Source organism: Rhizobium sp. AN6A (assembly GCF_900215635.1).
Taxonomy (GTDB): Bacteria; Pseudomonadota; Alphaproteobacteria; order Rhizobiales; family Rhizobiaceae; genus Agrobacterium; species Agrobacterium tumefaciens.
The window spans coordinates 1,602,042-1,626,704 of sequence record NZ_OCNC01000003.1 but is presented as its reverse complement, the minus strand read 5'-3'; the positions used below and the strand labels follow the sequence as shown (position 1 = coordinate 1,626,704).

Genomic DNA, 24,663 nt, shown 5'->3' with positions numbered 1-24,663 from the left:
TGCGAGACAGCGATGACTGACCGCATATCTGGATTTATTAGGGATATTCGATCCAACGCAAGCCTTTATCGCGCAAGCCACCGGATTGCGCGATAAATCTCGGTTTCGCCAAGATTCCGCCCGTTACCAGAGCTTCACGTGGCGGTTCACATCCTTGTAGAGCAGGTAGCGGAAACGGCCCGGCCCGCCTGCATAGCAAGCCTGCGGGCAAAAAGCGCGCAGCCACATGAAATCACCCGCCTGCACTTCCACCCAATCCTCGTTCAGCCGGTAAACCGCCTTGCCTTCCAGCACGTAAAGACCGTGCTCCATGACATGGGTTTCCATGAAAGGAATGGTAGCGCCCGGCTCCAGGCTGACGATGTTGAGGTGCATGTCGTAACGCACGTCGTCGGGATCGATAAACCGGGTGGTCGCCCATTTGCCGTCCGTATCCGGCATCGCCGACAGAGCGTGCTCATCTTCATGCGTGAAGATCGCCGGCGGCGGCTCAAGGCCGTCCACCGCCTGAAACGCCTTGCGGACCCAGTGGAACTTGACTGGTGCCGTGCCGGAATTGCGCAGCTGCCAGCGCGAGCCGGCGGGCAGGAAGGCGAAGGAACCGGTCCGCAATGCATGCTGCACGCCCTCGAACTCCACGGTCATTTCACCATCAACGACAAAGATCGCCGCTTGCGCCCTTGCGTCTGGCTCCGGCCGCTCGCTGCCGCCGCCGGGCTGCACTTCAACGATATATTGCGCAAAAGTCTCAGAAAAACCGGTCATCGGCCGGGCGATGATCCAGGCCCGTGTCCCGGTCCAGTGCGGGAGCACGCTCGTCACGATATCGGACATGACGGTTTTGGGGATGACCGCATAGGCAGTCTTGAAAACAGCCTTGCTCGACAGCAGTTCCGTCTGACCCGGCAGACCGCCCATATCCGAATAATATTTCTTCATTTCAGCCATTCCATTCTGCAACGCATTTCGCGCGAATTCTTAGGCCTGTAGCGACGTTTAATCAAATAATTATTGGCGTACACAGGCCTTGCCGCCCGCACGGTAAAATGCGGGCGGCCTATTTCGCGCGGACATGCGAAACGCAGTTGGGCTCAGGCCTTTTTGCGCATCGTGGCATAGACGATGTTGTGGTTTTCGCCGAAAAATACCTCCGCCTCGATACTTGCGGGATCGGCGCTGGCGTTGACGATCCGCCACATATCCGCCTTCGAGCGCAACAGCAGCGCCCAGTTCATGAAGGTCTCCATGTAGCCGTCGACCACGATGTCTTCGGAGAAGTTGGCGAAGAGGAACATTCCGCCGGGCTTCAGCATCTCCATGCAGCGCCGCGTAAGCTTGATCGCCACCTTGTCGTTCAGGTAATCGTAGAGACCGGCGGCATATACCAGATCGAATTTGCCGAGCTCATGCGAACGCAGGACGATGTCACGCACCGAACCGTCAATCGCCTCGATGCAGCTGCCGTTGAAATCGCGGGCAACGGAACCGACACTCAGGGGATCCTGATCGAGTGCCACCCAGCGCCGGATCTTACCCTCTTTCAAGGCCACGGATGCATCCGCCTCGCGCAGATGTCCGGATGCAATGGTGAGGATTTCCGTTTCGCTTCCATGCCGGGCCGCGGCCTCGTCAACAAACCGGGTCAGCAAATCCCGCCGCTCGCGGACAGCGACCGATGAACTGGCGTCCTTCGTATAATCGTAGAGAGCCGCGCCAAGCGGCGTTGCGTCCTTCACCTTATCGGCAACGCTGTCGTGACCGTAGATGAAGTCGAGAAGCTGCGCATCGCCCGAATAGCCCCGCGGCTTTTCGAACGACCAGCGCGTGAAGGGATCTTCCAGAAAATAGTCCGACACGGAGTGATTCTGCACCAGAGGAATCAGTTCAGCCCACACGCTTGAGTGGAGCTTTTCGCGCAGGCCATGCAGTGCGCCTGCCGTTCTATGTATTATCTCATGTGCTGAAACACCATTTTCGAACTGCTGTTGTGCCAATTCAAGAATGATCGCGATCTCTGCTTTCGCAACTGCGAAATGCTCATCGAACGCTTCCGTTTTCCGTGCAAAAATCTCTTTTGCGACAGTATCAGGAGTGATCAGACTTGCCCCGTCCAGATTTCTTTTCTTTACCTGCCTCACTTCAGCCTCCAGTATTAACACATTGTTAACTATACGTTTCTGGGAGCCGGAAGGCCACTCGCTTTCGATTTTTGAGCAGTGTAGGGATACATTAGTTTATTAGCGTATTTTTTTGGTCACACTCGTGGACCGGAGGAGAAAGCGGATACGCGATTTAGTGAAACTTAATGTTGCGAGCGTATGATGCGCTCTTGCTTTTCATGTTTCCGCCCGCATGGAGAGAAATCGGCAGGAAATCGCGCTTAGCGTGAAAGTACACGCAAAGGTCGAATAAGCAGTTACTTGATAAAGTATACGCAACACTATGGGAAAGTGCATGAAGCACACGTTAGGCGAGGTGAGTGGACAGCAAGAATATCGGCGGCCGGACGCCCGGTTTTCTGATGAACTTCTTGCCCTTTACCAGCAGGAAGGTGAGCGTAGCCGCCGGGGTTCGATCAGGCGGGGCCTGTGGACGGCTGTTTTCATCTATCTGCTATTTGCCATTACGGACATCATTCTGGTGCCCGACGTCGCCTTTTACACCATCATCGCGCGACTTATCGTCGTCCTGACGTCCCTGCTGACGCTCGAAATTCAATTGCGCATGGGCGCGAGCACCGCCGCACTTGACCTCACCTGCGCCACTGCGCTGGTCATGGGCTATATTGGCTGGCTCGTGCCCTCGCTCTTGACCGACAATCTCGAAAACATGTCCTATTATATGGTTTTCGGGGCGATCTTCATGATGGGCGCCAATCTGTTTTTCACCTTCCGCTTCCATCTTTCGCTCGTGTCATCGGGCATCATTCTCGTCACCTATTTTCTGGCGGCGACGCAGTTTCCCGAAGATGCGTTCTACAAGCTCGCTTTCGGCACCTTCTATATATCCTGCTTCGTCTTCACCTCTTACGTGAACTGGAACCTGAACCGGGAACGCTACCACGTCTTTCTCAACGCACTGGAGGCCAAGGCCCAGCAGAAAGCGGCGGACGAGCGCGGGCAGGCGCTGTTGCGGCTTTCAAATACCGATTCCCTGACAGGCCTGCAGAACCGCCGCGCCATCGACCAGCATCTGCGCCTGTTGTGGGACAATTGGAGCAAGAAGGGGGAAGGTTTCGCCGTCTTTCTGATCGACGTGGATTTCTTCAAGAAATACAACGATCGCTACGGCCACCAGGAAGGCGACAAGTGTCTCGTTACGGTGGGCAACGCCCTGCAGGACGCGATCATCGACCATGGCGCCTCCATCGGCCGTTATGGCGGTGAGGAGTTCATCGTACTCGCTCCGTTCAAGTCCAGACAGCAGGTTGGTGAGCTTGCCGAAACCATCCGCCACACCGTCGAAGACCTGTCGCTTTCGCACGATCAGCGCCGGGACGGCACCTTCATCGTCACCGTCAGTATCGGCGCGTCTTTCACCCGCCCCAATCCGGACGGCAAGCTCGAAAAGATCATCAACGAGGCGGACCGGGCGCTTTACATCGCCAAGGCCAATGGCCGCAATTGCATGAAGCTGTTCGATCCGGACGATCCGCAGACCAGCGACGAAACCGAAAATATCGCCGCACTTCTGAAAATCGCTGTCGCGGAAAACCTCGTTTCTCTCGTCTATCAGCCGATCCTCAACATATCGACCAACGAGACGGCGGGAGCCGAAGCGTTGATGCGGCTTCGCCTGCTCGACGGTGGCTCCGTTTCGCCCGGCATCTTCATCCCGATTGCCGAACGCACCGGCACGATCATGGAGCTGGGTCTCTGGACCATAAAGACCGCCTGCCGGCAGATACTGGCCGATGACAAGGTATCGGTGGTCAGCGTCAACGTATCGCCGATGCAGCTGAAGAACCCTGGTTTTGCCACCTCGGTCGCAGCGATCCTCGTTGAGGCGGGGATTGCCGGCGGCAGGCTGGCCTTCGAGATCACCGAGGGCCTGGATATGGAGATGCATTCGGATGTATTGCGCTGCCTGAACGATCTGAAGACGCTCGGCATCAATATATGGCTGGATGATTTCGGAACCGGATTTGCGGGCCTTTCCTGGCTGCGGATGACGGATTTCGATACCGTCAAGATTGACCGCTCCTTCCTGCATGACAGCAAGACACCCCGCGGCCGGGCGATGTTGCAGGATATGATCCGTCTCATTCGCAATCGCGGCCACAAGATCCTGATCGAAGGCGTGGAGACGGAAGAGCAGCTGAGGCTCGTGCGCCAGCTCGAGATCGATTATGCGCAGGGTTATTATATCGGACGCCCGGTCGTCGCCGAAAGGCTGAACGTGGCGACTACCCCCTACCCGCAGCCCAAAATGCTACAGCGCCCCGCCTGACGATGCGATGGCGGCGAAAAGCCGCCGTCACCGACAGGCCCCGTCTTAGTGATATGCGGGCGGAATGATCGAGAATTTTGCCGCAAGTTCCGAAAACGCAGCCCGCGTGACGGGATCGACAGGTGCGCCTTCCCTCTCCCGCTTTGCCGCTACCGCCCATTCCCGATCGCCCGGCGCCATGACCTTGCAGTCCTCACGCGCTGGCGATCCCCGCAGTACCTCGAGATAGCGTTTCATGCCCTCGTCGAACACTTCGCGCTCAAGGAAGGCTTCCGGCTTCAACGCAAGGACGAAGGCCCCAAGCCCGCGCGGCTTGGAAAAATCAGGCCCCGACATTGGGGCGATATCGAAACTGAGCTTCATGCCGCTGAGAACGGCGCTGAAGATTTCCACCATTCCCGCAAGCGCCGCTCCCTTGAAACCGAAGGCACCGCCCAGCGGAGCCAGCATTTCAACGGCATTGGGGTTCTGCGTGTCGATACCGTCGCCATCAGACGCAACTCCTTCCGGCAATTGCTGTTCCAGGCTGCGGTAAAGCAAAACCCGGTTATAGGGCACGGCGCTGGTGGCCATGTCCAGAAGCCAGGGCATGTCATCGGCTGCCGGCACGCCGACTGCAATGGGGTTGGTGCCGTGGAAACGCATCGCGCCGTCATGCAGGCGCACGAAACTGTCGGAGTTGCAAAAGGCGATGCCGATATACCCCTGCCGCGCCGCCTCCAGCACGTAAGCGCCGGCCGGGCCGAAATGCGAGGAATTCCTGATCGCAACGGCACCGATGCCGAATTTGCCCGCAAGCGCCATAGCGCTGTCCATGGCCGCATAGGTAGCGCGGGCGCCATGGGCATGGTCGGCGTCGATCGTCTCCACTGCGCCGAAGCCGGACACGCGGCTGATCTGCGGCCGGGGATTGAGTCGCCCGCCGTCAAGTCCTGCGACGTAGTGAGCAAGAAGCCGAACGCCGTGGCTGTCTACGCCCAGTCGCGTGCCATGCATCATGGCGCGGGTCGCCGCATCGGCCGTTTCATCATCGGTGCCGACAGCCAGGAAAACGGAACGGCAAAACCGCTCCAGTTCATCCAGCCTTGCGAGGACGGTGACATTTTCATTGCTGTGCGACATCAGGGGAACCTCCCGATTCCAGAATCCATGCCGCACAAGCTAGTCACGGGGCGCGTTTTTGCAATCGAATATCGCGCCCCGAATAGATCAATCAGTCGTCGCCGCCAATCGCCTCGTAAGTGTCGCGCTCACCGGCGATGATGGCGCGCTTGCCGACATGGTTGGCGGGACCGACAATGCCTTCCTGCTCCATGCGCTCGACCAGGGAGGCGGCACGATTGTATCCGACCGACAGGCGGCGCTGGATATAGGAGGTGGAGCATTTCTTGTCGCGCATCACGACCTTGACGGCCTTTTCATAGAGATCGTCGCTATCGTCGTCGCCCATCGATGTCTTGTCGAAGACCGCCGTTTCCTCTTCCGCCTCGTCGTCAGCCTCGTCGGCGTCTTCCGTAACGGTGCCGAGATATTCAGGCCGACCTTGGGTCTTCAGATGCGCCACGACCTTTTCCACTTCCTCGTCCGACACGAACGGACCGTGGACACGGGAGATACGGCCGCCACCCATCATGTGCAGCATGTCGCCCTGGCCGAGCAGATGTTCGGCACCCTGTTCGCCAAGGATGGTGCGGCTGTCGATCTTCGAGGTCACCTGGAAGGAAATGCGGGTCGGGAAGTTGGCCTTGATCGTGCCGGTGATGACATCGACCGAGGGGCGCTGGGTGGCCATGATGAGATGGATACCGGCAGCGCGCGCCATCTGCGCGAGACGCTGGATCGCGCCTTCGATCTCCTTGCCCGCGACCATCATCAGGTCGGCCATCTCGTCGACGATGACGACGATATAGGGCATGGCGGTGAGGTCCATTTCCTCCTGCTCGTAGACAGCTTCGCCGGTTGCGCGGTCGAAGCCGGTCTGCACGTTGCAGAACACCGTCTCCCCTTTGGCGCGGGCGGCAGCGGCCCTTGCGTTGTAACCGTCGATATTGCGCACACCGAGACGCGACATCTTGCGATAGCGGTCTTCCATTTCGCGCACGGCCCATTTCAGTGCCATGACCGCCTTCTTCGGATCGGTGACGACAGGGGTCAGAAGATGCGGAATGCCGTCATAGACCGAAAGCTCAAGCATCTTGGGATCGACCATGATCAGGCGGCATTCCTCCGGCTTCAACCGGTAGAGCAGAGAAAGGATCATGGTGTTGATGGCGACCGACTTGCCCGAGCCGGTGGTACCGGCAACGAGCAGATGCGGCATCTTCGCCAGTTCGGCGATGACAGGTTCGCCGCCAATGGTCTTGCCAAGGCAAAGGGCTAGCTTCTGGCGGGTCTCGCTGTAATCGGTCGCTTCGATAAGCTCGCGCAGATAGACCGTCTCGCGCACCGGATTAGGAAGCTCGATACCGATGACATTGCGGCCGGGCACAACGGCGACACGCGCCGAGAGCGCCGACATCGAGCGGGCGATATCGTCCGACAGGCCGATAACGCGCGAGGACTTCACGCCGGGGGCGGGCTCGAATTCGTAAAGCGTCACAACCGGGCCGGGGCGCACATCGATGATCTCGCCCTTGATGCCGAAATCCTCCAGCACGCTTTCCAGCAAGCCAGCGCTTTGCTCAAGCGCCTCTGGCGTCATGGTCGTGGTCTGCTGGACGCGTGCCTGCTGCAGAAGATCGATGGAGGGGTATTCATATTCGCCGTCTGCAAAGACCGGCGCTTCCCGGAACATCGGCTGCGAGGCCTGGATGGGCGCGCGGGGCGTGAAACGCGGCTCGGCAACGATTCTTTCTGTCGGCTGAACCTGCTCAACAGGCCTCTGCGGCTCAGCAACCACGACCGTCTCCACGACCGGCTGCGGAGTGATCTCTGGTTCAACGACCTGAGTTGGGGCTGGAATTGCAGGATGATGCACGCCGATTTCGCGGTAAAGCCTGATCGCTGAACCACCTGGAATCCTGACGACGGGCGGTACGGCCGAAAGCCGGATTGCCGGAGCGGCAGGAGATGCGGATGCCAACGTCGGGGCAATCGCAGGCGCTGTCAGCAACGGGTTTGCGAGAATTGTGCGCGCAGATGCGGGAAGGCCTTCTCCGGCGTCAACAGGCAGATCGAGCGTCATCACTTCCCAGAAAAGCTCATCCGGCAGATGGGCGGCAAAGGCGGGAATGGATGCCTGGTGCGTTGCGACCTGTTCGAAAGATGCAACCGACGCGGCGGGCAGCGGCTGAACGGGTGAATCAGTTCCCGGCACCGGCGCTTCGAAGACCGTGGGTGTGTCAACCGGCTGAGGCGGCATCAGGGCCGCTGCAGCGGCTTCTTCCGCTTGTTTGCGCGCAAGCTCCAGTCGCAATTTGTAGGTCAGCGCCCTTGCGCCCCGCGCGTCCGGCGGCTGCGGCAGAAACGGCATGCGTGGCGGTTGAATGCGCGGCTCCGGCGACTTTACGACCGTTGGAAGTGCAGGCTCCTGCACAGTAATCTCCGGCTGCACGACCATCTCAGGCTCGGCAGCTTCGGACCGGATGTCGGCGGGAGCTTCCTCTTCCGCAAGATGCGGCGTCTCGACCGGCATGCGTCGGCTAAAGGCGCTTTCCGGCGTGCGGGTGAAACGCACATTCGGGCCAAGCACGAAAGCATTCTGCCAGCCCGGCATTTCGGCGCGACCCTCGATGGCGTCGGCAGCGCTGACATCGGCATTCGGCCGGGGCGCAACACCCGCCTTCATTGCCGCGGCCTGCTCCTGACCGGCAACGGCCTTGCCGCCGGCATGACGAGCCTTATCGCTCCCCTCCCCTACGCTATTGGACGAATTCTGGAATCTGGATCGGGAGAAGCTCATGGCAGCGTGCACACTCATCATAAACGTACATATTTCGGTCTCTCTGAAATAGAAAATAAAGGTTAATTACCCCTTTCCAAACCGGGTCACGCAGGCAGAATTTCGCTTTAGCCACAGATGGGACGCGACATACACCAGCAGGGAATCGGCACTCCAAGCCTCTATATTTATTGCGTTAAATCAGTTTTTCATCGCCGTTTTACGGCAACCGGCACGGCTTAAGAAAAGGGGAGTGGCGCCTTGAAGCATATTGTTTCCGCAAGCGGTCGCGCAACGTAAAATCATTGCTGTAAAGCCCGTGAATTAACGTGGACACTGCTGCGGTTGCAGTCTTAAGATCGGGCAGGCCGCGGCCCAGCGGAAAGGCCCGCCCGCCCTCATTCCGGAGTGAACCTCATGTCGCCTGTCCACCTGTCCCGCCGCTCGCTTCTCAAGACCTCGCTCCTTCTTGCCGCAACCACCGGACTTGCAGGCATTGCCGCCGCGCAGCAGTCAAAGCCCGGTGGGCGGTTGATCGTTGCGGCGGATTCGGAGCCGAAGAACCTCAACCCGGCCATCGTTGCCTCCAACGGCGTGTTCTATATCGCGAGCAAGATCGTTGAGCCGCTGGCCGAGGCCTCCTTCAATGGCAGGGACGGGCTGGAACCAAGGCTTGCGACGGAATGGCATGGATCGGATGACGGTTTGAGCGCCACGTTCAAGCTACGCGAAGGCGTGACCTGGCATGACGGCAAACCCTTCACCTCCGCGGATGTGGCTTTTTCCGCACTTTCGGTGTGGAAGCCGCTGCAAAACCTTGGGCGGCTGGTCTTTGCCAATCTTGAAAAAGTGGATACGCCAGATGACCACACGGCCATCTTCCACTTCTCCAAGCCGACACCCTTCCAGCTCATCCGCAACGCTTTGCCGGTTGTCACCAGCGTCGTGCCGAAACATCTTTATGAAGGCAGCGATATCGCCACCAATCCGGCCAATACGAAACCGGTCGGCACCGGACCTTTCGTTTTTGCGGAATATAAGCCCGGCGAATATTACCGCCTGACCCGCAATCCCAATTACTGGGGCAAGAACCAGCCGCAGCTCGATGAGATCATCTATCGCGTTCTGCCCGACCGGGCGGGCGCCGCCTCCGCGCTTGAAGCCGAAGAAATCCACCTTGCGGCCTTTTCCGCCGTGCCGCTTGCCGATCTTGCCCGCATCGCGAAGGAGCCGGGCATCAAGGTCATCCCGGAAGGTTACGAAGCCCTCACCTATCAGCTCGTCGTGGAAATCAACCACCGCCGCAAGGAGCTGGCCGACCTCAAGGTCAGGAAGGCGATCGCCCACGCCATCGACAAGAAATTCGTTATCGACAAGGTCTTCCTCGGTTACGCCACGGCATCGACCGGCTCCGTACCGAAAAATGCACCTCAGTTTTACACAAGAGACGTCGAGACATACGATTTCGACGTCGCCAAGGCGAACGCCCTGCTGGACGAGGCGGGTTATGCACGCGGAGCGAACGGAACGCGGTTTTCACTGAAGCTTCTGCCAGCGCCTTACTTCAATGAAACCAAGCAATTCGGTTCCTATCTTCGCCAGGCGCTACAGGAAATCGGCATCGATGCCGAACTGGTCAACAATGATGCCGCCGCGCACCAGAAGGCCGTCTATACCGACCATGCCTTCGATCTCGCCATCGCGCCGCCGGTCTTCCGTGGCGATCCGGCGATCTCCACCACCATTCTCGTGCGCTCCGGCATTCCAGCCGGCGTCGGCTTCTCCAATCAGGGCGGCTATGAGAACAAGGCGCTCGATGCACTGATCGACAAGGCGGCGGAAACCGTGGATACGGCAGCCCGCACGGTGCTCTACAAGGATTTCCAGAAGCAGGTCGCCGCCGATCTGCCGCTGATCAATGTCGCCGAATGGGGTTTCATCACGGTTGCGCGCGATACGGTCAAACACGTCGCCAGCAATCCACGCTGGGCCGTTTCCAACTGGGCGGATACGGTGGTCGGCACCTGAGGAAGCGCCGTGAGGCGCGCGGCGACATTGCTACGGCGAAGGGTGATCAGCGCCATTCCAGTGCTACTGATCGTTCTTGTCTTTACCTTCGTGCTGCTTGAAAACGCATCCGGTGACGCGGTTGACGCTTATCTCGTCTCCATCGGCGGCGGCGACGCCGGACTGCGGGATGCCCTGCGCGAGCAATATGGTCTGAACGGTTCGGTGTTGGCCCGCTTCTGGCTTTACGCCAGCTCGGTGCTGCGACTTGATTTCGGCTGGTCGCTTGCGTTTGACCGACCGGTGCTGGGGCTGATCCTCGAACGGCTGCCGAACACGCTGCTCCTGATGGGCAGTGCCACCGCGCTTGCGTTCATCACCGGCACCGCGCTCGGCATCCTGGCGGGCGCCCGTCCAGGCGGGTTGACAGACCAGGTACTCTCGGCCCTGTCGCTGGCGCTTTACGCCACGCCGGGCTTCTGGCTCGGCCTTGTGCTCGCCATCGTCTTTGCCGTGCAACTGAGGTGGCTGCCAACATCCGGCATCGAAACCATCGCATCCGGAAAACAGGGATTTGCAAGGGCGCTCGATATTGCCCGCCATCTTGTCCTGCCGGTCGCCAGTCTCGGGCTGATCTATCTGGCGCTTTTCCTGCGCGTCATGCGTACTGCCATGGCGGCGGTCTGGCCGCTGGATTTCGTGCTGTTCGCCAAGGCCAAGGGGCTTTCGAGACGGCGGATCGTGCTGCGCCATGTCGCACGAAACGCCGCCCTGCCCCTCGTCACCGTGCTTGGCCTGCAAGCGGCAACCATGCTCGGCGGCAGCGTGGTGATCGAGAGCGTTTTTGCCATTCCCGGTTTTGGCCGGCTTGCGCAGGAAGCCGTCAGCGGTCGCGACACACCGCTCTTGATGGGCATTATTCTGACAAGCGCCGTTTTCGTTGTCCTGATCAATCTCGTCGTTGATATTCTCTATGCCGTGTTCGATCCGCGCATCGGCAGCGGGGAGCAACAGACATGAGTTTCACTCTCCGGCTCCTGCGCAGTTTCGAAGGTGCGGCAGGTGCCATCATTCTAATGCTGCTTGCAGTAACGGCGCTCGCCGCTCCCCTCCTGTTTCCAGGTGACCCGCTGTCGATCGTCGGTGAGCCGCTCATCGCGCCCTTCTCCGACGCCGCCTCCCCCCTCGGCACCGACCGGTTGGGCCGCGATGTACTGGCGGGACTTGCCCACGGTGCGCAGGCATCCCTGCTCGTCGGCATCGGCGCTGCCGCTGCCGCCCTCATGATCGGCACCGTCGTCGGCACCATTGCCGGATTTGCCGGTGGCCTCGTGGATGACGCGCTGATGCGTGTTACCGACGCCTTCCAGATCGTGCCCAATTTCCTTCTGGCGCTCGCCTTCGTCAGCACCATCGGTCCATCCATGCCCATCGTCATCCTTGCGATTGCGCTTGGCGCCTGGGCGGATCCGGCGCGGCTGATGCGGGCGCAGGTGTTGAGTATTCGCGAGCGGGATTATGTGCAGTCCGCCCGCGCCATCGGCATGCATCCGCTGGAGATCGCGTTTCGGCAAATTCTGCCCAACGCCCTGCCGCCGGTTCTGGCGCTCGCCGCCATCATCGTCGCCGCCGCTATCCTCACCGAGGCGGCATTGTCCTTCCTCGGCCTTGGCGATCCGAATATCGTTACCTGGGGTTCGATGATCGCGGAAGGACGCAACGTGCTGCGCTCGGCGGCGTTTCTCTCAGTCATCCCCGGCATCGGTCTTCTGGTCACGGTTCTCGGCGTCTATCTTCTCGCGGAGGGGATCAACAAAGCGATGGCGACAGGGAAAGAAACGCCATGAGCGGCAATGCACTCTGCAGGATCGACGATCTCAGCGTCCGCTATGCGGCCGGCGACGGACCGGCGCTTCAGGATATTTCGCTGACGATCCGGCAGGGACAAAGGCTGGCGATCATCGGCGAAAGCGGTTCTGGCAAATCGACGCTCGCCAAGGCAATTGCCGGGCTTCTGCCTGTGAGCGCACGGGTTTCCGGCGATATTTCCTGGAGCCGCGACAGCGGTCTTTTCACGGACAGGCCGCAGCCGGGCCGCGATATCGGCTATATTTTTCAGGATACCGGTGCGACGCTGAACCCGGTTCTCACCATCGGTGAACAGGTGGCAGAAGGCGCTGTTCGGCATCTGGGCCTTTCATGGAAGCAGGCACGAGATCTTGCCCGCGATCTTCTGGAACGGGTGCGGTTGCCGCATCCCACGCATCTCCTCGGCGCCTATCCGCACCAGCTTTCCGGCGGGCAAAGACAGCGTGTGGCGATTGCTGCCGCCATTGCCGCGCACCCCGCAATCCTGATCGCCGACGAGGCGACGAGCGCGCTCGACACGGTAAGCCAGGCCGCAATCGCCGCACTGCTGGATGGGCTGGTGCGTGAAGAAGAAAGAACGCTGGTCTTCATCACCCATGATATTGGTCTTGCTTCCTGCCTTGCCGACGAGATCGCCGTTCTGCATGCCGGACGGCTGGTGGAGCACGGCACCACCAGGCGGGTGTTATCCGCGCCTGCGCACGACTATACGCGCGCACTGCTCTCCGACTATCTCGACCTTTCGACACCGCCTCTGATCGATGAGGCCGCGTCATGAACGAAGCCCTTCTGAGCGTCGAGAACCTCTCGAAAACCTACCGGACCGGCGCACGCACGGTGGAAGCACTGTCCGATATATCCTTTTCGCTTCAGCCCGGCGAGACGCTTGGGCTTGCCGGCCCCTCCGGCTGCGGAAAATCGACACTGGCACGCATCCTGATGCGTCTGATCCCGGTCGACGAAGGCACGGTCCGTTTTGAAAATCGCGACTGGCTGGCGCATGATGGCGGCGAACTACGCGCGGCGCGGCGGCATATGCAGATGGTGTTTCAGGATACGCATGGCGCGTTCAACCCGCGCGCCAGCGTCGAGGATGCCATAGGCGAACCGCTGCGTATCCATCGCATCGTCGAACGACGAGAGCGCCCTGCGGAAATCCGCCGCCTTCTCGAGCGTGTCGGGCTGCCCGCCAGCTATGCCGGCCGCTCGGTGTTCGCGCTTTCCGGCGGCCAGCGGCAGCGCGTGGCAATTGCCAGAGCCATCGCACTCAGACCATCCCTTCTCATTCTGGACGAGGCCGTTTCAGCGCTCGATGTCTCCGTACGCAGGCAAATTCTCGAACTGCTGGTCGAAATACAGCGAGAGACGGCCGTCGCCTGTATTTTCGTTTCCCACGACCTCGCGGTCATCCGCGCCGTCTGCCACCGCGTCGCCATCATGGAGGCGGGTCGGATCGTCGAGATCGGCAGGACAGCAAACATCGTTTCCACGCCGCAATCCTCGACCGCCAGAACCCTGATCGAGGCTGCGCCGCGCCTGACCATCACCACGCAAGGATAAGACATGCCCGCCCCGGATTACGCATTGCTGCTCGACCCGCCCGCCTTTCCAGCAGACCGTTACGCCGCTCTCGCCGACCGGCTGGCGGCGCTGATGGGCACGAATAACGATGTGCTTCTGGTACAGGCGGAAGCAGTGCTTGCGCTTGAAGCTGCGGCCACCAGCCTCGCGCGGCCTGGTCTGAGAGCGCTCAATATCGTCACTAGTCCCTATGGCGCGTGGTTCGGGGGCTGGCTGGAGCGTGGCGGCGCAACGGTTCGCAACCTGACCACCGCTCCGGCAAAGCCGATATCACTTCACGAGGTCGAGAGAGCGCTGGACGAAGGGCCAGGTTTTGATCTTCTCGCTATCGTGCACGCGGAATCCGCAAGCGGCATTCTCAACCCCCTGTCCGCCATTGCCGCGCTCGCCAAAGACAGAGGCATCGTCACGGTCGTCGATGCCGTCGCTTCCATCGGCGGCCATGCCTTCGAGGTTGACCGGCTCGGCATAGATATCGCGGTCATCGGCCCGCAAAAGGCGCTGGCAGGCCCGGCGGGCTTATCCGCCATCTCCGTCAGCGAAAGTGCCTGGAAACTTCTTTCACATGGCAATGCACCTGAGAACTCCATGCTTTCACTTCTCGACCAGAAGAAACTCTGGCTCGATACCGGCCGCGGCGCGCTGCCGGGAACACCTGCGCCGTTGGAATTCTATGCGCTGGAGGCGGCACTCGACCGGATAGAGGCAGAGGGTCTGGCATCCGCCAATGAACGCCACGAACGAGCGGCGACAGCCACTCGTAACGGTATCAAGGCACTTGGTATATCGACCTGGGTGGAGGAGACTGATGCGTCTGCTCTGGTTTCGACAGCGATCTTGCCGGACACGATGGATACCGGCGCATTTCTGGCGGCGGCATCCAGGGAGCAAGGTGCGGATGTCTCGGGCGGTGTCGGTCCCGGTGCGGAACGGCTGATAAGGCTCAATCACACCGGCCGGCGCGCCAATCCGGATTCGGTGCAAGCCAATATCACCGCTGTTTCAAGCGCCCTGAGAAGCCTCGGCCATGCCGCAGATACCGATTCCGCGCTGGAAGCGGCCGAAAAAAGCTATTCCGGCACCTCCTCGAAGGGTCTCTGACAGCGCCGATAAACGTTCGTTGCGCGAAATCGGATGCTGGCGGAACGTCAGTCACGCCATTGTTGTTAAAAATGGTAGACAAATTCCTTGGCCAATCTTGACGAAATCATGGCAACGCGCGAAACTTAACGCACTGTTAACTCGCGTGAAGAAGGGAAATGGCCATGGTAGCAGGGTTCAACATGCTCTCCTTTGACCTCTTTGGCATCGGCCGAAGAACGCCCGCCATAAACGAGCGGGTCGAGAAGGATTTGCAGGACAGGACGCCACGCAGACCGGACGACCAGTCCAACGATGACGACCGTGATCAGGAATACGAACTGTTCTTCTGGTCGCTTTATCCTGTGATTTAAGTTTTTAAGCGCAGGCTGACGGGGGCGGTTGAAACGTCGTTTTCCCGTCCTGCGGTCTTGAGCCCAAATGTGTTCAGCGTAGCCTCAAACACGGTGAAACAGTCGATCCGCGAAGAACACTTAAAACATATGCGACGTCATCCTCGGGCTTGACCCGAGGATTTACAAAATCTCGAAAAATCAAATATTTGCAGATGCTCTGGACAAAGCCCGGGCATGACGATGGAAAGGGCAAAGCCCTTTCCATCAAAGAGCCGCAGACGGCCCGCCTTAGTGGTTGTCGCGCGGCAGACCCTTGGTCTGTGCAATGCGCTGATACTTCACGGCCGGTTCCAGAACCGCGCCGGTTTCCATCTGGCTGACGATGCCGCGCTGGATTTCCTGCCATGGCGTCTGGTGATCGGGGTACTTGAAGCCGCCCTCGGCGGAGAGCGTTTCGTAACGCTTGGCCAGTTCCTCGCCGGAAATCAGGATGTCGGCCTTGCCACGACCCACATCGATACGAACGCGGTCACCCGTCTGCAAGATGGCCAGACCACCGCCTGCCGCTGCTTCCGGAGAAGCGTTGAGGATGGACGGGCTGCCAGACGTGCCGGACTGGCGGCCGTCACCGATGCAGGGCAGCGAATTGACGCCTTCCTTCAAGAGATAGTCCGGCGCACGCATGTTCACCACTTCTGCCGCACCCGGATAACCGATCGGACCGGCACCGCGCATGAAGAGAACGGTGTTGGCGTCGATCTTCAGCGACGGATCGTCGATGCGGTGATGGTAATCTTCCGGACCGTCGAACACCACGGCACGGCCTTCGAAGGCTTCCGGGTCGTTCGGGTTGGAGAGATAACGGTTGCGGAATTCTTCCGAGATCACGCTCGTCTTCATGATGGCAGAGGAGAACAGGTTGCCGCGCAGAACACGGAAACCGGCGCGCTCCTTGAGCGGCTGGTCATAGGGACGGATGACCTTTTCGTCTTCGATGATGGCACCACGGCAATTGTCGCCGATGGTTTTGCCATTCACGGTCATGGCGTCTTCCATGATGAGCCCCTGGGTCATCAGCTGGTTGACGACAGCCGGAACGCCGCCGGCATGGTAATAATCCTCGCCGAGATATTCACCGGCCGGCTGCAGGTTGACGAGCAGCGGCACGTCTTCACCGTAGGTCTGCCAGTCATCCACCGTCAGTTCAACGCCGACATGGCGTGCAAGGCCGTTCAGATGGATCGGCGCGTTGGTGGAGCCACCGATGGCCGAGTTGACGCGGATGGCGTTAATGAAGGCATCCTTGGTCATGATGTCGGAAGGCTTAAGGTCTTCCTTGACCATTTCGACGATGCGAAGGCCGGTGAGATAGGAGATTTCCTGACGGTCGCGGTAAGGCGCCGGAATGGCGGCCGAGCCGGGCAGCTGCATGCCGAGTGCTTCGGCAAGCGAGTTCATCGTCGTCGCCGTGCCCATGGTGTTGCAATAGCCGGTGGAAGGTGCGGAAGAAGCGACGAGCTTGACGAAGCCTTGATAATCGATCTCGCCCTTGGCCAGCAGTTCACGCGCTTTCCAGACGATGGTGCCGGAACCGGTGCGCTCGCCACGGAACCAGCCGTTCAGCATGGGGCCGACGGAAAGGGCGATGGCCGGAATGTTGACGGTGGCCGCCGCCATGAGACAGGCAGGCGTGGTCTTGTCGCAGCCGATGGTCAAAACAACGCCGTCGAGCGGATAGCCGTAAAGCACTTCCACGAGGCCGAGATAGGCGAGATTGCGATCGAGACCCGCCGTCGGGCGCTTGCCGGTTTCCTGGATCGGATGCACCGGAAATTCAATGGCAATGCCGCCCGCTTCACGAATGCCTTCGCGCAGGCGATGCGCCAGCTCCAGATGGTGGCGATTGCAGGGCGAAAGGTCCGAGCCGGTCTGCGCGATGCCGATGATCGGGCGATCGGACTGAAGCTCGGCCTGGCTGAGACCGAAGTTCATGTAACGCTCGAGATAGAGCGCGGTCATATCAGCGTTTGCGGGGTTATCGAACCACGCGCGCGAACGAAGCTTGCCTTGGGTTGCGGGCAGATTGTCGGATTTGGTCATGATGCGGTCTCCAGCCGGAAGTGGCCAACGGTAAAATATTACGAAATGCGACAAGCTTATGTTGTGCGCAAGGAAAATGGAATCAGCTTCTCGGAAGCACGCATAACCGACAGACGAGCGCCAGACGAGTGACCTGGAGCCGTTCTTCAGCTTTAGCCGAATATTTTTCGGTGTTTACGACCATACCGACGTTGCGCAATGGCCTCTTCCCTCCCTGCCTTGCCGGATTGTAACTGACCCCAAGGCCCCACATTCCGTCACGACCTGACTTGCTTATTTGTATTACTATTAGATAGCGGCGCAGCCTGTCAAGCCGGACCAGAGTATATTGCGGGCGAGTTTTGCGCGCCGAAGAAATTGGAATACACACAATAAGCCATTGATTTATTATAGTTTAAGACCATGTTTCCATAAAATCGGCATGACGTGAATTGGAAATCCGCTAAAAAACCCCTTTTCAAGAGTATTACTATATGCTCATAGTGACGTCGTCACGCTGACATCATTTCTGGGAGGATAAGATGAGAAAAGCTCTTGCGGCAATCACTGTCGCCGTTTCCGCATGCCTTGCATCCAGTGTTTCCGCACAATCGCTGACCGTCGGCTTCTCGCAGATCGGCTCCGAATCCGGATGGCGCGCCGCTGAAACCACTGTCACCAAGCAGCAGGCCGAGAAGCGCGGCGTTACGCTGAAATTCGCCGACGCACAGCAGAAGCAGGAAAACCAGATCAAGGCCGTTCGCGGCTTCATCGCGCAGGGCGTCGATGCGATCCTGATCGCACCTGTCGTCGCAACCGGCTGGGACGCCGTGCTGAAGGAAGCCAAGGAAGAAAAAATCCCCGTCATCCTGCTCGATCGCCAGATCGAAGCGCCGGATGATCTTTATCTGACCGCGGTCACCTCGGATCAGGTTCACGAAGGCAAGGTTGCCGGCGACTGGCTCGTCAAGGATGTCGGCGCGAAGGACTGCAAGGTTGTCGAATTGCAGGGCACGACCGGCTCTTCGCCCGCCATCAACCGTAAGAAGGGCTTCGAAGAAGCCATCGCTTCGCACAAGAACATCAAGATCGTGCGCTCGCAGACGGGTGACTTCACCCGTACCAAGGGCAAGGAAGTGATGGAAAGCTTCATCAAGGCCGAAGGCGGCGGCAAGGATATCTGTGCCGTGTACGCTCACAATGACGACATGGCCGTCGGCGCGATCCAGGCGATCAAGGAAGCCGGCCTGAAGCCGGGATCTGACATCAAGGTCGTGTCCATCGATGCCGTACCTGACATCTTCAAGGCCATGGCCGCCGGTGAAGCCAATGCGACGGTGGAACTGACGCCTGACATGGCCGGTCCTGCCTTCGACGCTCTCGAAGCCTATCTGAAAGACAAAAAGGCACCGGCGAAGTGGATTCAGACGGAATCCAAGCTCTACACGGCGTCTGACGACCCGATGAAGGTCTACGAGGCGAAGAAGGGTCTGGGTTACTAATAGACCCCTTATCTTCGGAAGGAGCGGCGCGTCATGCGTGCCGCTCCGTCACAGCTTCTTTCATGCAGGGCCTGCGCAATGTCCGAAACGGCACCACTTCTGGAAGCACGCGCCATCGGTAAATCCTTTCTCGGGATAACGGCGCTGGACGGCGTCGATTTTTCGCTCGGGCGCGGTGAAATTCACGCGCTTCTCGGCGAAAACGGCGCGGGGAAATCAACACTCATCAAGATACTGACCGGCGTTTATCACCGTGACAGCGGCTCCATCTTTCTGGAAGGTAGCGAGATATCGCCCACCAATGTCGGCGAAGCGCAGGCACTCGGTATCGGCACCGTCTATCAGGAAGTAAACCTTCTCGAAAACCTGACTGTTGCCGAAAACCTCTTTCTCGGCCGCCAACCGCATCGCTTCGGGTTCATTGACAGAGCCTCGATGCAGAGACAATCGCAGGCGCTGCTGTCCCAATACGGGCTTTCGATCGACGTCAACGCTCTGCTTTCCAGCTATTCCGTCGCTATCCGCCAGATCATCGCCATTGCCCGCGCCGTCGATCTTTCCGGCAAGGTGCTGGTGCTGGACGAGCCGACCGCCAGCCTCGATGCCCACGAGGTCGAGATGCTGTTCGGTGTGCTGCGGAACTTGCGTGCGCGCGGTATCGGCATCGTCATCATCACCCACTTCCTAAACCAGGTCTACGATATCGCCGACCGTGTCACGGTTTTGCGCAACGGCCGCCTCGTCGGCACGCGCGACATCGGCAACCTGCCGAGGTCCGAACTCATTGCGATGATGCTTGGTCGCGAGCTTCAGCACATCACCCACGAGCATCAGGCCACTGACGACACGGTTGCCGAGGGCGAACCGCCGATCCGTTTCGAGGGCTACGGCAAACGCGGCAGCATCGCCCCCTTCGACCTCGGCATTCGGCCGGGAGAGATCGTCGGCGTCGCCGGTCTTTTGGGGTCGGGACGAACGGAAACGGCTTTCCTGCTGTTCGGCATCGACAAGCCCGATACCGGCAAGGCCACGATAGACGGAAAGACCATCGCTCTTTCTTCGCCTGAAGCCGCAATCACGGCCGGGTTCGGTTTCTGCCCGGAGGAGCGCAAGACTGATGGTATCATCGGCGACTTTTCCGTGACCGACAACATTGCTCTGGCTCTCCAGGCCCGCCAGGGTTGGGCGCGGCCGCTTTCGCGCCGGCAGAAGGTGGAACTGGCCGAAAGCTTCATCAAATCCCTCGACATCCGCCCGGCCGATCCTGACCGGCCGATAAAATTCCTGTCCGGCGGCAACCAGCAGAAAGCCATTCTGGCGCGCTGGCTTGCAACCCATCCCCGGCTTCTGATCCTCGATGAGCCGACCCGTGGTATCGATATCGGCGCCCATGCGGAAATCCTCAAAATGATCGAAAAACTCTGCACCGAGGGCATGTCGCTCGTCGTCATCTCGTCCGAACTGGAAGAACTGACCGCCGTTGCCCACCGGGTCGTCGTGCTGTCCGACCGCCGGCATGTCAGCGAATTGAAGGGCGGCGAGGTGACGGCCGACAACATCATGCGGGCAATTGCGGATGCGGCCAGAACGGAGGCGGCATGATGGTGACTGTGACAAGGCGCCTGAAAAGGCTTGCTCCCCAACTGATCGCCCTCTTCGTCATTCTGGCAGCGATTACAATCGTTTCGCCGGGCTTCCTGCATGTTTCGTTCCAGAACGGCAGGCTTTACGGCAGTCTGATGGATATTCTCGTGCGTGCCGCACCCGTGGCGCTCCTGACCATTGGCATGACGCTGGTGATCGCCACCAAGGGCATTGATCTGTCGATCGGTGCTGTTATCGCCATTTGTGGAGCGGTGGCGGCAACGCTCATCAGCAACGGCCATTCCATCCCAACCGTCATCGCCATCTCGCTTGCTGTCGGCATCGCCTGCGGCCTGTGGAACGGGGTGCTGGTCGCCCTTCTCGACATCCAGCCGATCATCGCCACGCTGATCCTGATGGTGGCGGGGCGCGGCATCGCCCAGCTCATCACCGAAGGTGTCATTCTCACCTTCAACGACGACAGCTTTTCCGCCATCGGCTCCGGCTCCTTCGCGGGCATTCCCCTGCCCGTCATCATCTGGGTGGCGGCGGCGCTGATAATCGGCCTTCTGGTGCGCAAGAGCGCGCTCGGCTTTCTGATTGAGGCAACCGGCATCAATCGCCGCGCGGCGGCACTTGCCGGTGTGCGGGCACGCTTCCTGCTGTTTTTCGTCTACGCCGTTTCCGGTCTCTGCGCGGCCATCGCCGGCATGATCGTGACCGCCGATATTCGCGGTGCGGATGCCAACAATGCCGGGCTGTGGCTGGAACTGGACGCCATATTGGCGGTGGTGATCGGTGGTACATCGCTGAATGGCGGCCGCTTCTCCATCACCGCATCGCTGATCGGCGCGCTCATCATCCAGACCATCAATACCGGCATTCTGGTCTCCGGTTTCCCGCCGGAATTCAACCTCATCATCAAGGCTGGCATCATCATGGTGGTACTGACACTGCAATCGCCGGCAATCATGGCGGTTCTGGGCTTTGTCAAAACGCCAAAGCCACACGCAAAACCGGCCACCGCCAACGTAGTGACCAAGGAAGGTACCGCGCGATGATCCACAGCCGCAATCTTCCGTTTCTCACCACACTGACGATCTTCCTTATCGCCTATCTTCTGTGCGTGCTGCAATATCCAGCGATCCTGTCGACGCGGGTGATCGGTAATCTATTGACCGACAATGCCTTTCTCGGCATCGCTGCCGTTGGCATGACTTTCGTGATCCTGTCGGGTGGCATCGATCTTTCCATCGGCTCCGTCATCGCGTTCACTAGCGTTTTCGTGGCTGTCATGGTCGGCACCTATAATATTCACCCGCTGCTGGCCTTCGCCATCGTGCTCGTGATCTCAACGCTGTTCGGCTGCCTGATGGGGGCGATGATACGCTTCCTGTCGATCCCGCCATTCGTGGTGACGTTGGCGGGCATGTTCCTGGCGCGTGGCGCGGCCTATCTGATCTCGACGCAATCCGTACCGATCTCGCATCCCTTCATCGATGCGATGCAGGGATTTTATTTCCGCTTTCCCGGCGGCGGCAGGCTGACAGCGCTTGCTATTGTCATGCTTCTCGTCTTTGCCGCCGGCATGCTGATTGCCAGCCGCACCCGCTTCGGCGCCAATGTCTACGCACTTGGCGGTAACCCGCAATCGGCCGAACTGATGGGAGTGCCGATCGGTACAACGACAATCGGCATCTACGCACTTTCCGGGTTCCTGTCCGGCCTCGCCGGCATCGTCTACACACTCTACACCTCATCGGGTTATTCGTTGGCGACGGTGGGCGTGGAGCTGGACGCTATTGCAGCTGTTGTCATTGGCGGAACGCTTCTGACGGGTGGAATGGGGCTGGTGGCGGGAACCTTCGTCGGACTGCTGATCCAGGGGTTGATCCAGACCTACATCGTTTTTGACGGAACCCTGTCATCCTGGTGGACCAAAATCGTTATTGGCGTGCTGCTTTTTGTCTTCATCGTGTTGCAGCGCGCAATCATCTGGTATTCAAACAGGAGACTGGCCGGACCACATCCGGCATAACCAACACGGAGGCTTTATTGGGGCTGCTCGAAACGACGATAAGCGGGCGAAAACGCCGGAACAGCCACGCGCATGTGGTCTCCGAACTCGGCAGCGCCATCGTCTCGGGCAGGATTGCGGAAGGATCCCTCCTGCCTAACGATGCCGAACTGTCCCTCCGTTTCGGGGTCTCGCGCACCGTGTTGCGCGAGACGATGAAGACGCTGGCGGCCAAGCGGCTGGTCGAACCCAAGGCAAAGGTCGGCACCCGCGTTCTCGACCGTTCGAGCTGGAACTTCTTTGACCCGGATGTGCTGGGCTGGCGCTGCGAAGCCGGAATAGACCAGGAATTCGTGACACATCTGGCGGAAATCCGCCTCGCGCTCGAGCCGGCGGCGGCGGCAGCTGCCGCGCTTCAGGCATCGAATGACGATATCGTTTCCCTTTATGTGATTGCCGCCAAATTCGACAATCCGCAGCATACGCCGGAAACCATCGCCAAGGTCGATCTCGAATTCCACCTCGCCGTGGCGCACATGTCCGGCAATCCCTTCATGCGTTCGGCAAGCGGGCTGATCGAAGCCGCCCTTGCGATCTCATTCCAGCTTTCATCCCCGGCCTCGTCGCCCGGAACCATCGCCGAGATCGCTGCAAACCATCTGCGCATCGTGCACGCCATCGCCGCCCGTGATGCGGACGCCGCCGTGAAAGCCATGCGCCATGTAATCGAGGTCGGCAAGGACCGGACGCGAAAGGCAATCAAGACGCCTTGAAGGCGAAAAGCCTATCGACATCCCTTCTGTCACCCCGGGCCTGATGCCAGCATGACGGAGCCGGGGTTGGCTTTTTCATCATAAAATTCGGGCCTGCACGGATGCAGGCCCTTTTTCTTCCGGCAAGTATCTTACCCCTGCGACGCTTCAATATGCGGCACCACGCCACGGCGCGATGCCATGAGCGATGCGCCGAGGAGTGCTGCAATGCTGACGAAAACGAAGACCATGGTCGCACCCTGAAGGTCGATCAGCAGTCCGCCCAGAACAGCGCCGCTGGAAATGGCGATCTGGAAGGTGGTGAGCAGCAACGCGCCTGCACTTTCGGCCTCGTCAGAGGCGACGCGGGTGATGAAGCTCTGCACGCTGACCGGAAGCGCGCCGAAGGCGAAACCCCAGGAGGCAATGGCAAAGCCAGCGACAACGGGAGATGCACCGGCAATCACCAGCACGGAAGCGGATGCGGCAATCAGGGTGGCGGCAAACGTCACGGCCCATGCGGTGTTCTTCTCAGCGAGGTAGCCGCCGAAGAGATTACCGAAAAAACCGCCCACGCCGTAAGCCAGAAGAACGAGCGAGATTGCTTCGACGCCAAGCTGCGGCACATCTTCGAGGAAGGGGCGAACATAGGTGAAGCCGGCGAAGTGACCCGCGACGATGAATAGCGTCGTCAGAAGGCCGATCCTGACCTGCGGGCGCTGCAACAGCCGGAACATGGTGGACAGGCCGGGCGCACCGGCCGGCGGCAGCGAGGGAACGGTGAGCAACTGCACGACAAGTGCGACGACACCCAGCACGCCGGCGACGACAAAGGCCGCACGCCAGCCAAGCGTCGCGCCGATCCACGCCCCGACAGGGGCTGCGCAAACGGTGGCAACCGAAACGCCGGTTAGGATGATGGCCATGGCGCGCGGCATCTTATCCAGCGGAACAAGCCTTAGCGCCAGCGCCGCCGACATGGCCCAGAAGCCGCCAAGGCCGATGCCGAGCAAAACGCGCGATGTAAACAGCATGAAAAGACCGTTGGCAAAAGCGGCCAATGTGCTGGAAATGATCAGCAACGTCGTGAGGCCAAGCAGGGTCCAGCGGCGATCAATGCTGCGCGTGCCGATGACGACGCCGGGACCGGCAACCGCTGCGACCAGTGCCGTGACGGTGATGGATTGGCCGGCAATGCCGGAGCTGATGGAAAGATCGGTCGACAGTGGCGTCAGAAGGCTGACCGGCAGGAATTCCGCCGTTACCAGCCCGAAGACGCCGAGCGAAAGCGAAACCACCGCCGCCCACTTCGCATCCGGCTCTTGTCTGTGTGGCGCATATTCAAGTTCGTTGATTGTTCGGTTATTCATGAAAATCTCCTGATGCGCATTCTGGGAACGCGCCCTGAAACGGAATGGCAAAACGATGAAGCCGGTGGGAGCCCGGGTGCGTCGCCTCACAAATCGATGGTCGTAAGCTACGCGTGACAGCTCGGCGTTTCCATGCT

At 59.8% G+C, this 24,663-nt stretch carries 19 protein-coding genes; 13 read left to right on the top strand and 6 right to left on the bottom strand.

The window, feature by feature from the left end; genetic code table 11:
* Positions 1 to 123 precede the first annotated feature (123 nt).
* Positions 124 to 948, bottom strand: a complete 825-nt coding sequence (locus CRO62_RS11320; RefSeq protein ID WP_019564590.1) for a bifunctional allantoicase/(S)-ureidoglycine aminohydrolase — start codon at positions 946 to 948, stop codon at positions 124 to 126.
* 143 nt (positions 949 to 1,091) lie between these two features.
* Complete coding sequence (locus tag CRO62_RS11315) at positions 1,092 to 2,138, bottom strand: class I SAM-dependent methyltransferase (RefSeq protein ID WP_097100216.1); 1,047 nt, start codon at positions 2,136 to 2,138, stop codon at positions 1,092 to 1,094.
* Positions 2,139 to 2,454: 316 nt separating this feature from the next.
* Here CRO62_RS11315 and CRO62_RS11310 point away from each other — a divergent pair, with 316 nt between their 5' ends.
* Positions 2,455 to 4,449 carry a putative bifunctional diguanylate cyclase/phosphodiesterase gene (locus CRO62_RS11310; protein ID WP_097100215.1) on the top strand — a complete coding sequence of 665 codons (1,995 nt, stop codon included), beginning with the start codon at positions 2,455 to 2,457 and terminating at the stop codon, positions 4,447 to 4,449.
* 45 nt (positions 4,450 to 4,494) lie between these two features.
* Here the strand turns inward: CRO62_RS11310 and CRO62_RS11305 are convergent, their stop codons facing one another.
* Both CRO62_RS11305 and CRO62_RS11300 read right to left on the bottom strand, forming a co-directional pair.
* Entirely contained in the window at positions 4,495 to 5,571 is a 1,077-nt protein-coding gene (locus CRO62_RS11305; protein WP_097100214.1) for an Ldh family oxidoreductase, read from the bottom strand.
* A gap of 91 nt (positions 5,572 to 5,662) precedes the next feature.
* Entirely contained in the window at positions 5,663 to 8,371 is a 2,709-nt protein-coding gene (locus CRO62_RS11300) for a DNA translocase FtsK (protein ID WP_097100213.1), read from the bottom strand.
* A 375-nt stretch (positions 8,372 to 8,746) separates the two neighbouring features.
* Between CRO62_RS11300 and CRO62_RS11295 the strand changes: the two genes are divergently transcribed.
* The 7 genes from CRO62_RS11295 (at position 8,747) to CRO62_RS11265 (ending at position 15,240) form a co-directional block, all read left to right on the top strand.
* Entirely contained in the window at positions 8,747 to 10,357 is a 1,611-nt protein-coding gene (locus CRO62_RS11295; RefSeq protein WP_097100212.1) for an ABC transporter substrate-binding protein, read from the top strand.
* A gap of 9 nt (positions 10,358 to 10,366) precedes the next feature.
* Positions 10,367 to 11,356, top strand: coding sequence for an ABC transporter permease (locus tag CRO62_RS11290; protein WP_097100211.1), 990 nt, complete (start codon positions 10,367 to 10,369; stop codon positions 11,354 to 11,356).
* Positions 11,353 to 12,183, top strand: a complete 831-nt coding sequence (locus CRO62_RS11285) for an ABC transporter permease (RefSeq protein ID WP_097100210.1) — start codon at positions 11,353 to 11,355, stop codon at positions 12,181 to 12,183. The genes CRO62_RS11290 and CRO62_RS11285 overlap by 4 nt, the downstream gene beginning before the upstream one ends.
* Positions 12,180 to 12,983, top strand: a complete 804-nt coding sequence (locus CRO62_RS11280) for an ABC transporter ATP-binding protein (RefSeq protein WP_097100209.1) — start codon at positions 12,180 to 12,182, stop codon at positions 12,981 to 12,983. The genes CRO62_RS11285 and CRO62_RS11280 overlap by 4 nt, the downstream gene beginning before the upstream one ends.
* Entirely contained in the window at positions 12,980 to 13,765 is a 786-nt protein-coding gene (locus CRO62_RS11275; RefSeq protein ID WP_097100208.1) for an ABC transporter ATP-binding protein, read from the top strand. Before CRO62_RS11280 ends, CRO62_RS11275 begins: the two co-directional genes overlap by 4 nt.
* 3 nt (positions 13,766 to 13,768) lie before the next feature.
* Positions 13,769 to 14,887 (top strand): pyridoxal-phosphate-dependent aminotransferase family protein, encoded by a 1,119-nt coding sequence (locus CRO62_RS11270; RefSeq protein WP_097100207.1) that lies wholly within the window; start codon positions 13,769 to 13,771, stop codon positions 14,885 to 14,887.
* 158 nt (positions 14,888 to 15,045) lie between these two features.
* Positions 15,046 to 15,240 carry a hypothetical protein gene (locus CRO62_RS11265; protein WP_013761494.1) on the top strand — a complete coding sequence of 65 codons (195 nt, stop codon included), beginning with the start codon at positions 15,046 to 15,048 and terminating at the stop codon, positions 15,238 to 15,240.
* A gap of 270 nt (positions 15,241 to 15,510) precedes the next feature.
* Here the strand turns inward: CRO62_RS11265 and CRO62_RS11260 are convergent, their stop codons facing one another.
* The gene (locus tag CRO62_RS11260; RefSeq protein WP_097100206.1) at positions 15,511 to 17,322 is read right to left on the bottom strand and encodes an IlvD/Edd family dehydratase; all 1,812 of its coding nucleotides are present in this window, start codon (positions 17,320 to 17,322) and stop codon (positions 15,511 to 15,513) included.
* 521 nt (positions 17,323 to 17,843) lie between these two features.
* On the opposite strand from CRO62_RS11260, the gene ytfQ reads away from it, so the two are divergent.
* From ytfQ to CRO62_RS11235, 5 genes are all read left to right on the top strand, one after another.
* Positions 17,844 to 18,803 carry a galactofuranose ABC transporter, galactofuranose-binding protein YtfQ gene (gene ytfQ / locus CRO62_RS11255; protein WP_003510698.1) on the top strand — a complete coding sequence of 320 codons (960 nt, stop codon included), beginning with the start codon at positions 17,844 to 17,846 and terminating at the stop codon, positions 18,801 to 18,803.
* A gap of 78 nt (positions 18,804 to 18,881) precedes the next feature.
* On the top strand, positions 18,882 to 20,405 hold the full coding sequence (locus CRO62_RS11250) for a sugar ABC transporter ATP-binding protein (RefSeq protein WP_097100205.1): 1,524 nt from the start codon (positions 18,882 to 18,884) through the stop codon (positions 20,403 to 20,405).
* Positions 20,402 to 21,448: an ABC transporter permease gene (locus tag CRO62_RS11245; protein WP_097100204.1), complete on the top strand. Its 1,047-nt coding sequence runs from the start codon at positions 20,402 to 20,404 to the stop codon at positions 21,446 to 21,448. The genes CRO62_RS11250 and CRO62_RS11245 overlap by 4 nt, the downstream gene beginning before the upstream one ends.
* Positions 21,445 to 22,425 (top strand): galactofuranose ABC transporter, permease protein YjfF, encoded by a 981-nt coding sequence (gene yjfF, locus CRO62_RS11240; protein WP_097100203.1) that lies wholly within the window; start codon positions 21,445 to 21,447, stop codon positions 22,423 to 22,425. Before CRO62_RS11245 ends, yjfF begins: the two co-directional genes overlap by 4 nt.
* Before the next feature lie 17 nt (positions 22,426 to 22,442).
* Entirely contained in the window at positions 22,443 to 23,177 is a 735-nt protein-coding gene (locus CRO62_RS11235) for a FadR/GntR family transcriptional regulator (protein ID WP_013761497.1), read from the top strand.
* 131 nt (positions 23,178 to 23,308) lie between these two features.
* Here the strand turns inward: CRO62_RS11235 and CRO62_RS11230 are convergent, their stop codons facing one another.
* Positions 23,309 to 24,526, bottom strand: coding sequence for an MFS transporter (locus tag CRO62_RS11230; RefSeq protein ID WP_097100202.1), 1,218 nt, complete (start codon positions 24,524 to 24,526; stop codon positions 23,309 to 23,311).
* Positions 24,527 to 24,663: the final 137 nt, after the last annotated feature.

Excerpts from the sequence above, each read along its gene's own strand:
- CRO62_RS11310 (WP_097100215.1), top strand. The coding sequence starts at position 2,455 with ATGAAGCACACGTTAGGCGAGGTGAGTGGACAGCAAGAATATCGGCGG.
- CRO62_RS11265 (WP_013761494.1), top strand. The coding sequence starts at position 15,046 with ATGGCCATGGTAGCAGGGTTCAACATGCTCTCCTTTGACCTCTTTGGC.
- CRO62_RS11280 (WP_097100209.1), top strand. The coding sequence starts at position 12,180 with ATGAGCGGCAATGCACTCTGCAGGATCGACGATCTCAGCGTCCGCTAT.
- CRO62_RS11260 (WP_097100206.1), bottom strand. The coding sequence starts at position 17,322 with ATGACCAAATCCGACAATCTGCCCGCAACCCAAGGCAAGCTTCGTTCG.
- CRO62_RS11250 (WP_097100205.1), top strand. The coding sequence starts at position 18,882 with ATGTCCGAAACGGCACCACTTCTGGAAGCACGCGCCATCGGTAAATCC.
- CRO62_RS11245 (WP_097100204.1), top strand. The coding sequence starts at position 20,402 with ATGATGGTGACTGTGACAAGGCGCCTGAAAAGGCTTGCTCCCCAACTG.
- yjfF (WP_097100203.1), top strand. The coding sequence starts at position 21,445 with ATGATCCACAGCCGCAATCTTCCGTTTCTCACCACACTGACGATCTTC.
- CRO62_RS11300 (WP_097100213.1), bottom strand. The coding sequence starts at position 8,371 with ATGATGAGTGTGCACGCTGCCATGAGCTTCTCCCGATCCAGATTCCAG.
- CRO62_RS11230 (WP_097100202.1), bottom strand. The coding sequence starts at position 24,526 with ATGAATAACCGAACAATCAACGAACTTGAATATGCGCCACACAGACAA.
- CRO62_RS11305 (WP_097100214.1), bottom strand. The coding sequence starts at position 5,571 with ATGTCGCACAGCAATGAAAATGTCACCGTCCTCGCAAGGCTGGATGAA.
- CRO62_RS11270 (WP_097100207.1), top strand. The coding sequence starts at position 13,769 with ATGCCCGCCCCGGATTACGCATTGCTGCTCGACCCGCCCGCCTTTCCA.
- CRO62_RS11295 (WP_097100212.1), top strand. The coding sequence starts at position 8,747 with ATGTCGCCTGTCCACCTGTCCCGCCGCTCGCTTCTCAAGACCTCGCTC.
- CRO62_RS11275 (WP_097100208.1), top strand. The coding sequence starts at position 12,980 with ATGAACGAAGCCCTTCTGAGCGTCGAGAACCTCTCGAAAACCTACCGG.
- ytfQ (WP_003510698.1), top strand. The coding sequence starts at position 17,844 with ATGAGAAAAGCTCTTGCGGCAATCACTGTCGCCGTTTCCGCATGCCTT.
- CRO62_RS11320 (WP_019564590.1), bottom strand. The coding sequence starts at position 948 with ATGGCTGAAATGAAGAAATATTATTCGGATATGGGCGGTCTGCCGGGT.
- CRO62_RS11285 (WP_097100210.1), top strand. The coding sequence starts at position 11,353 with ATGAGTTTCACTCTCCGGCTCCTGCGCAGTTTCGAAGGTGCGGCAGGT.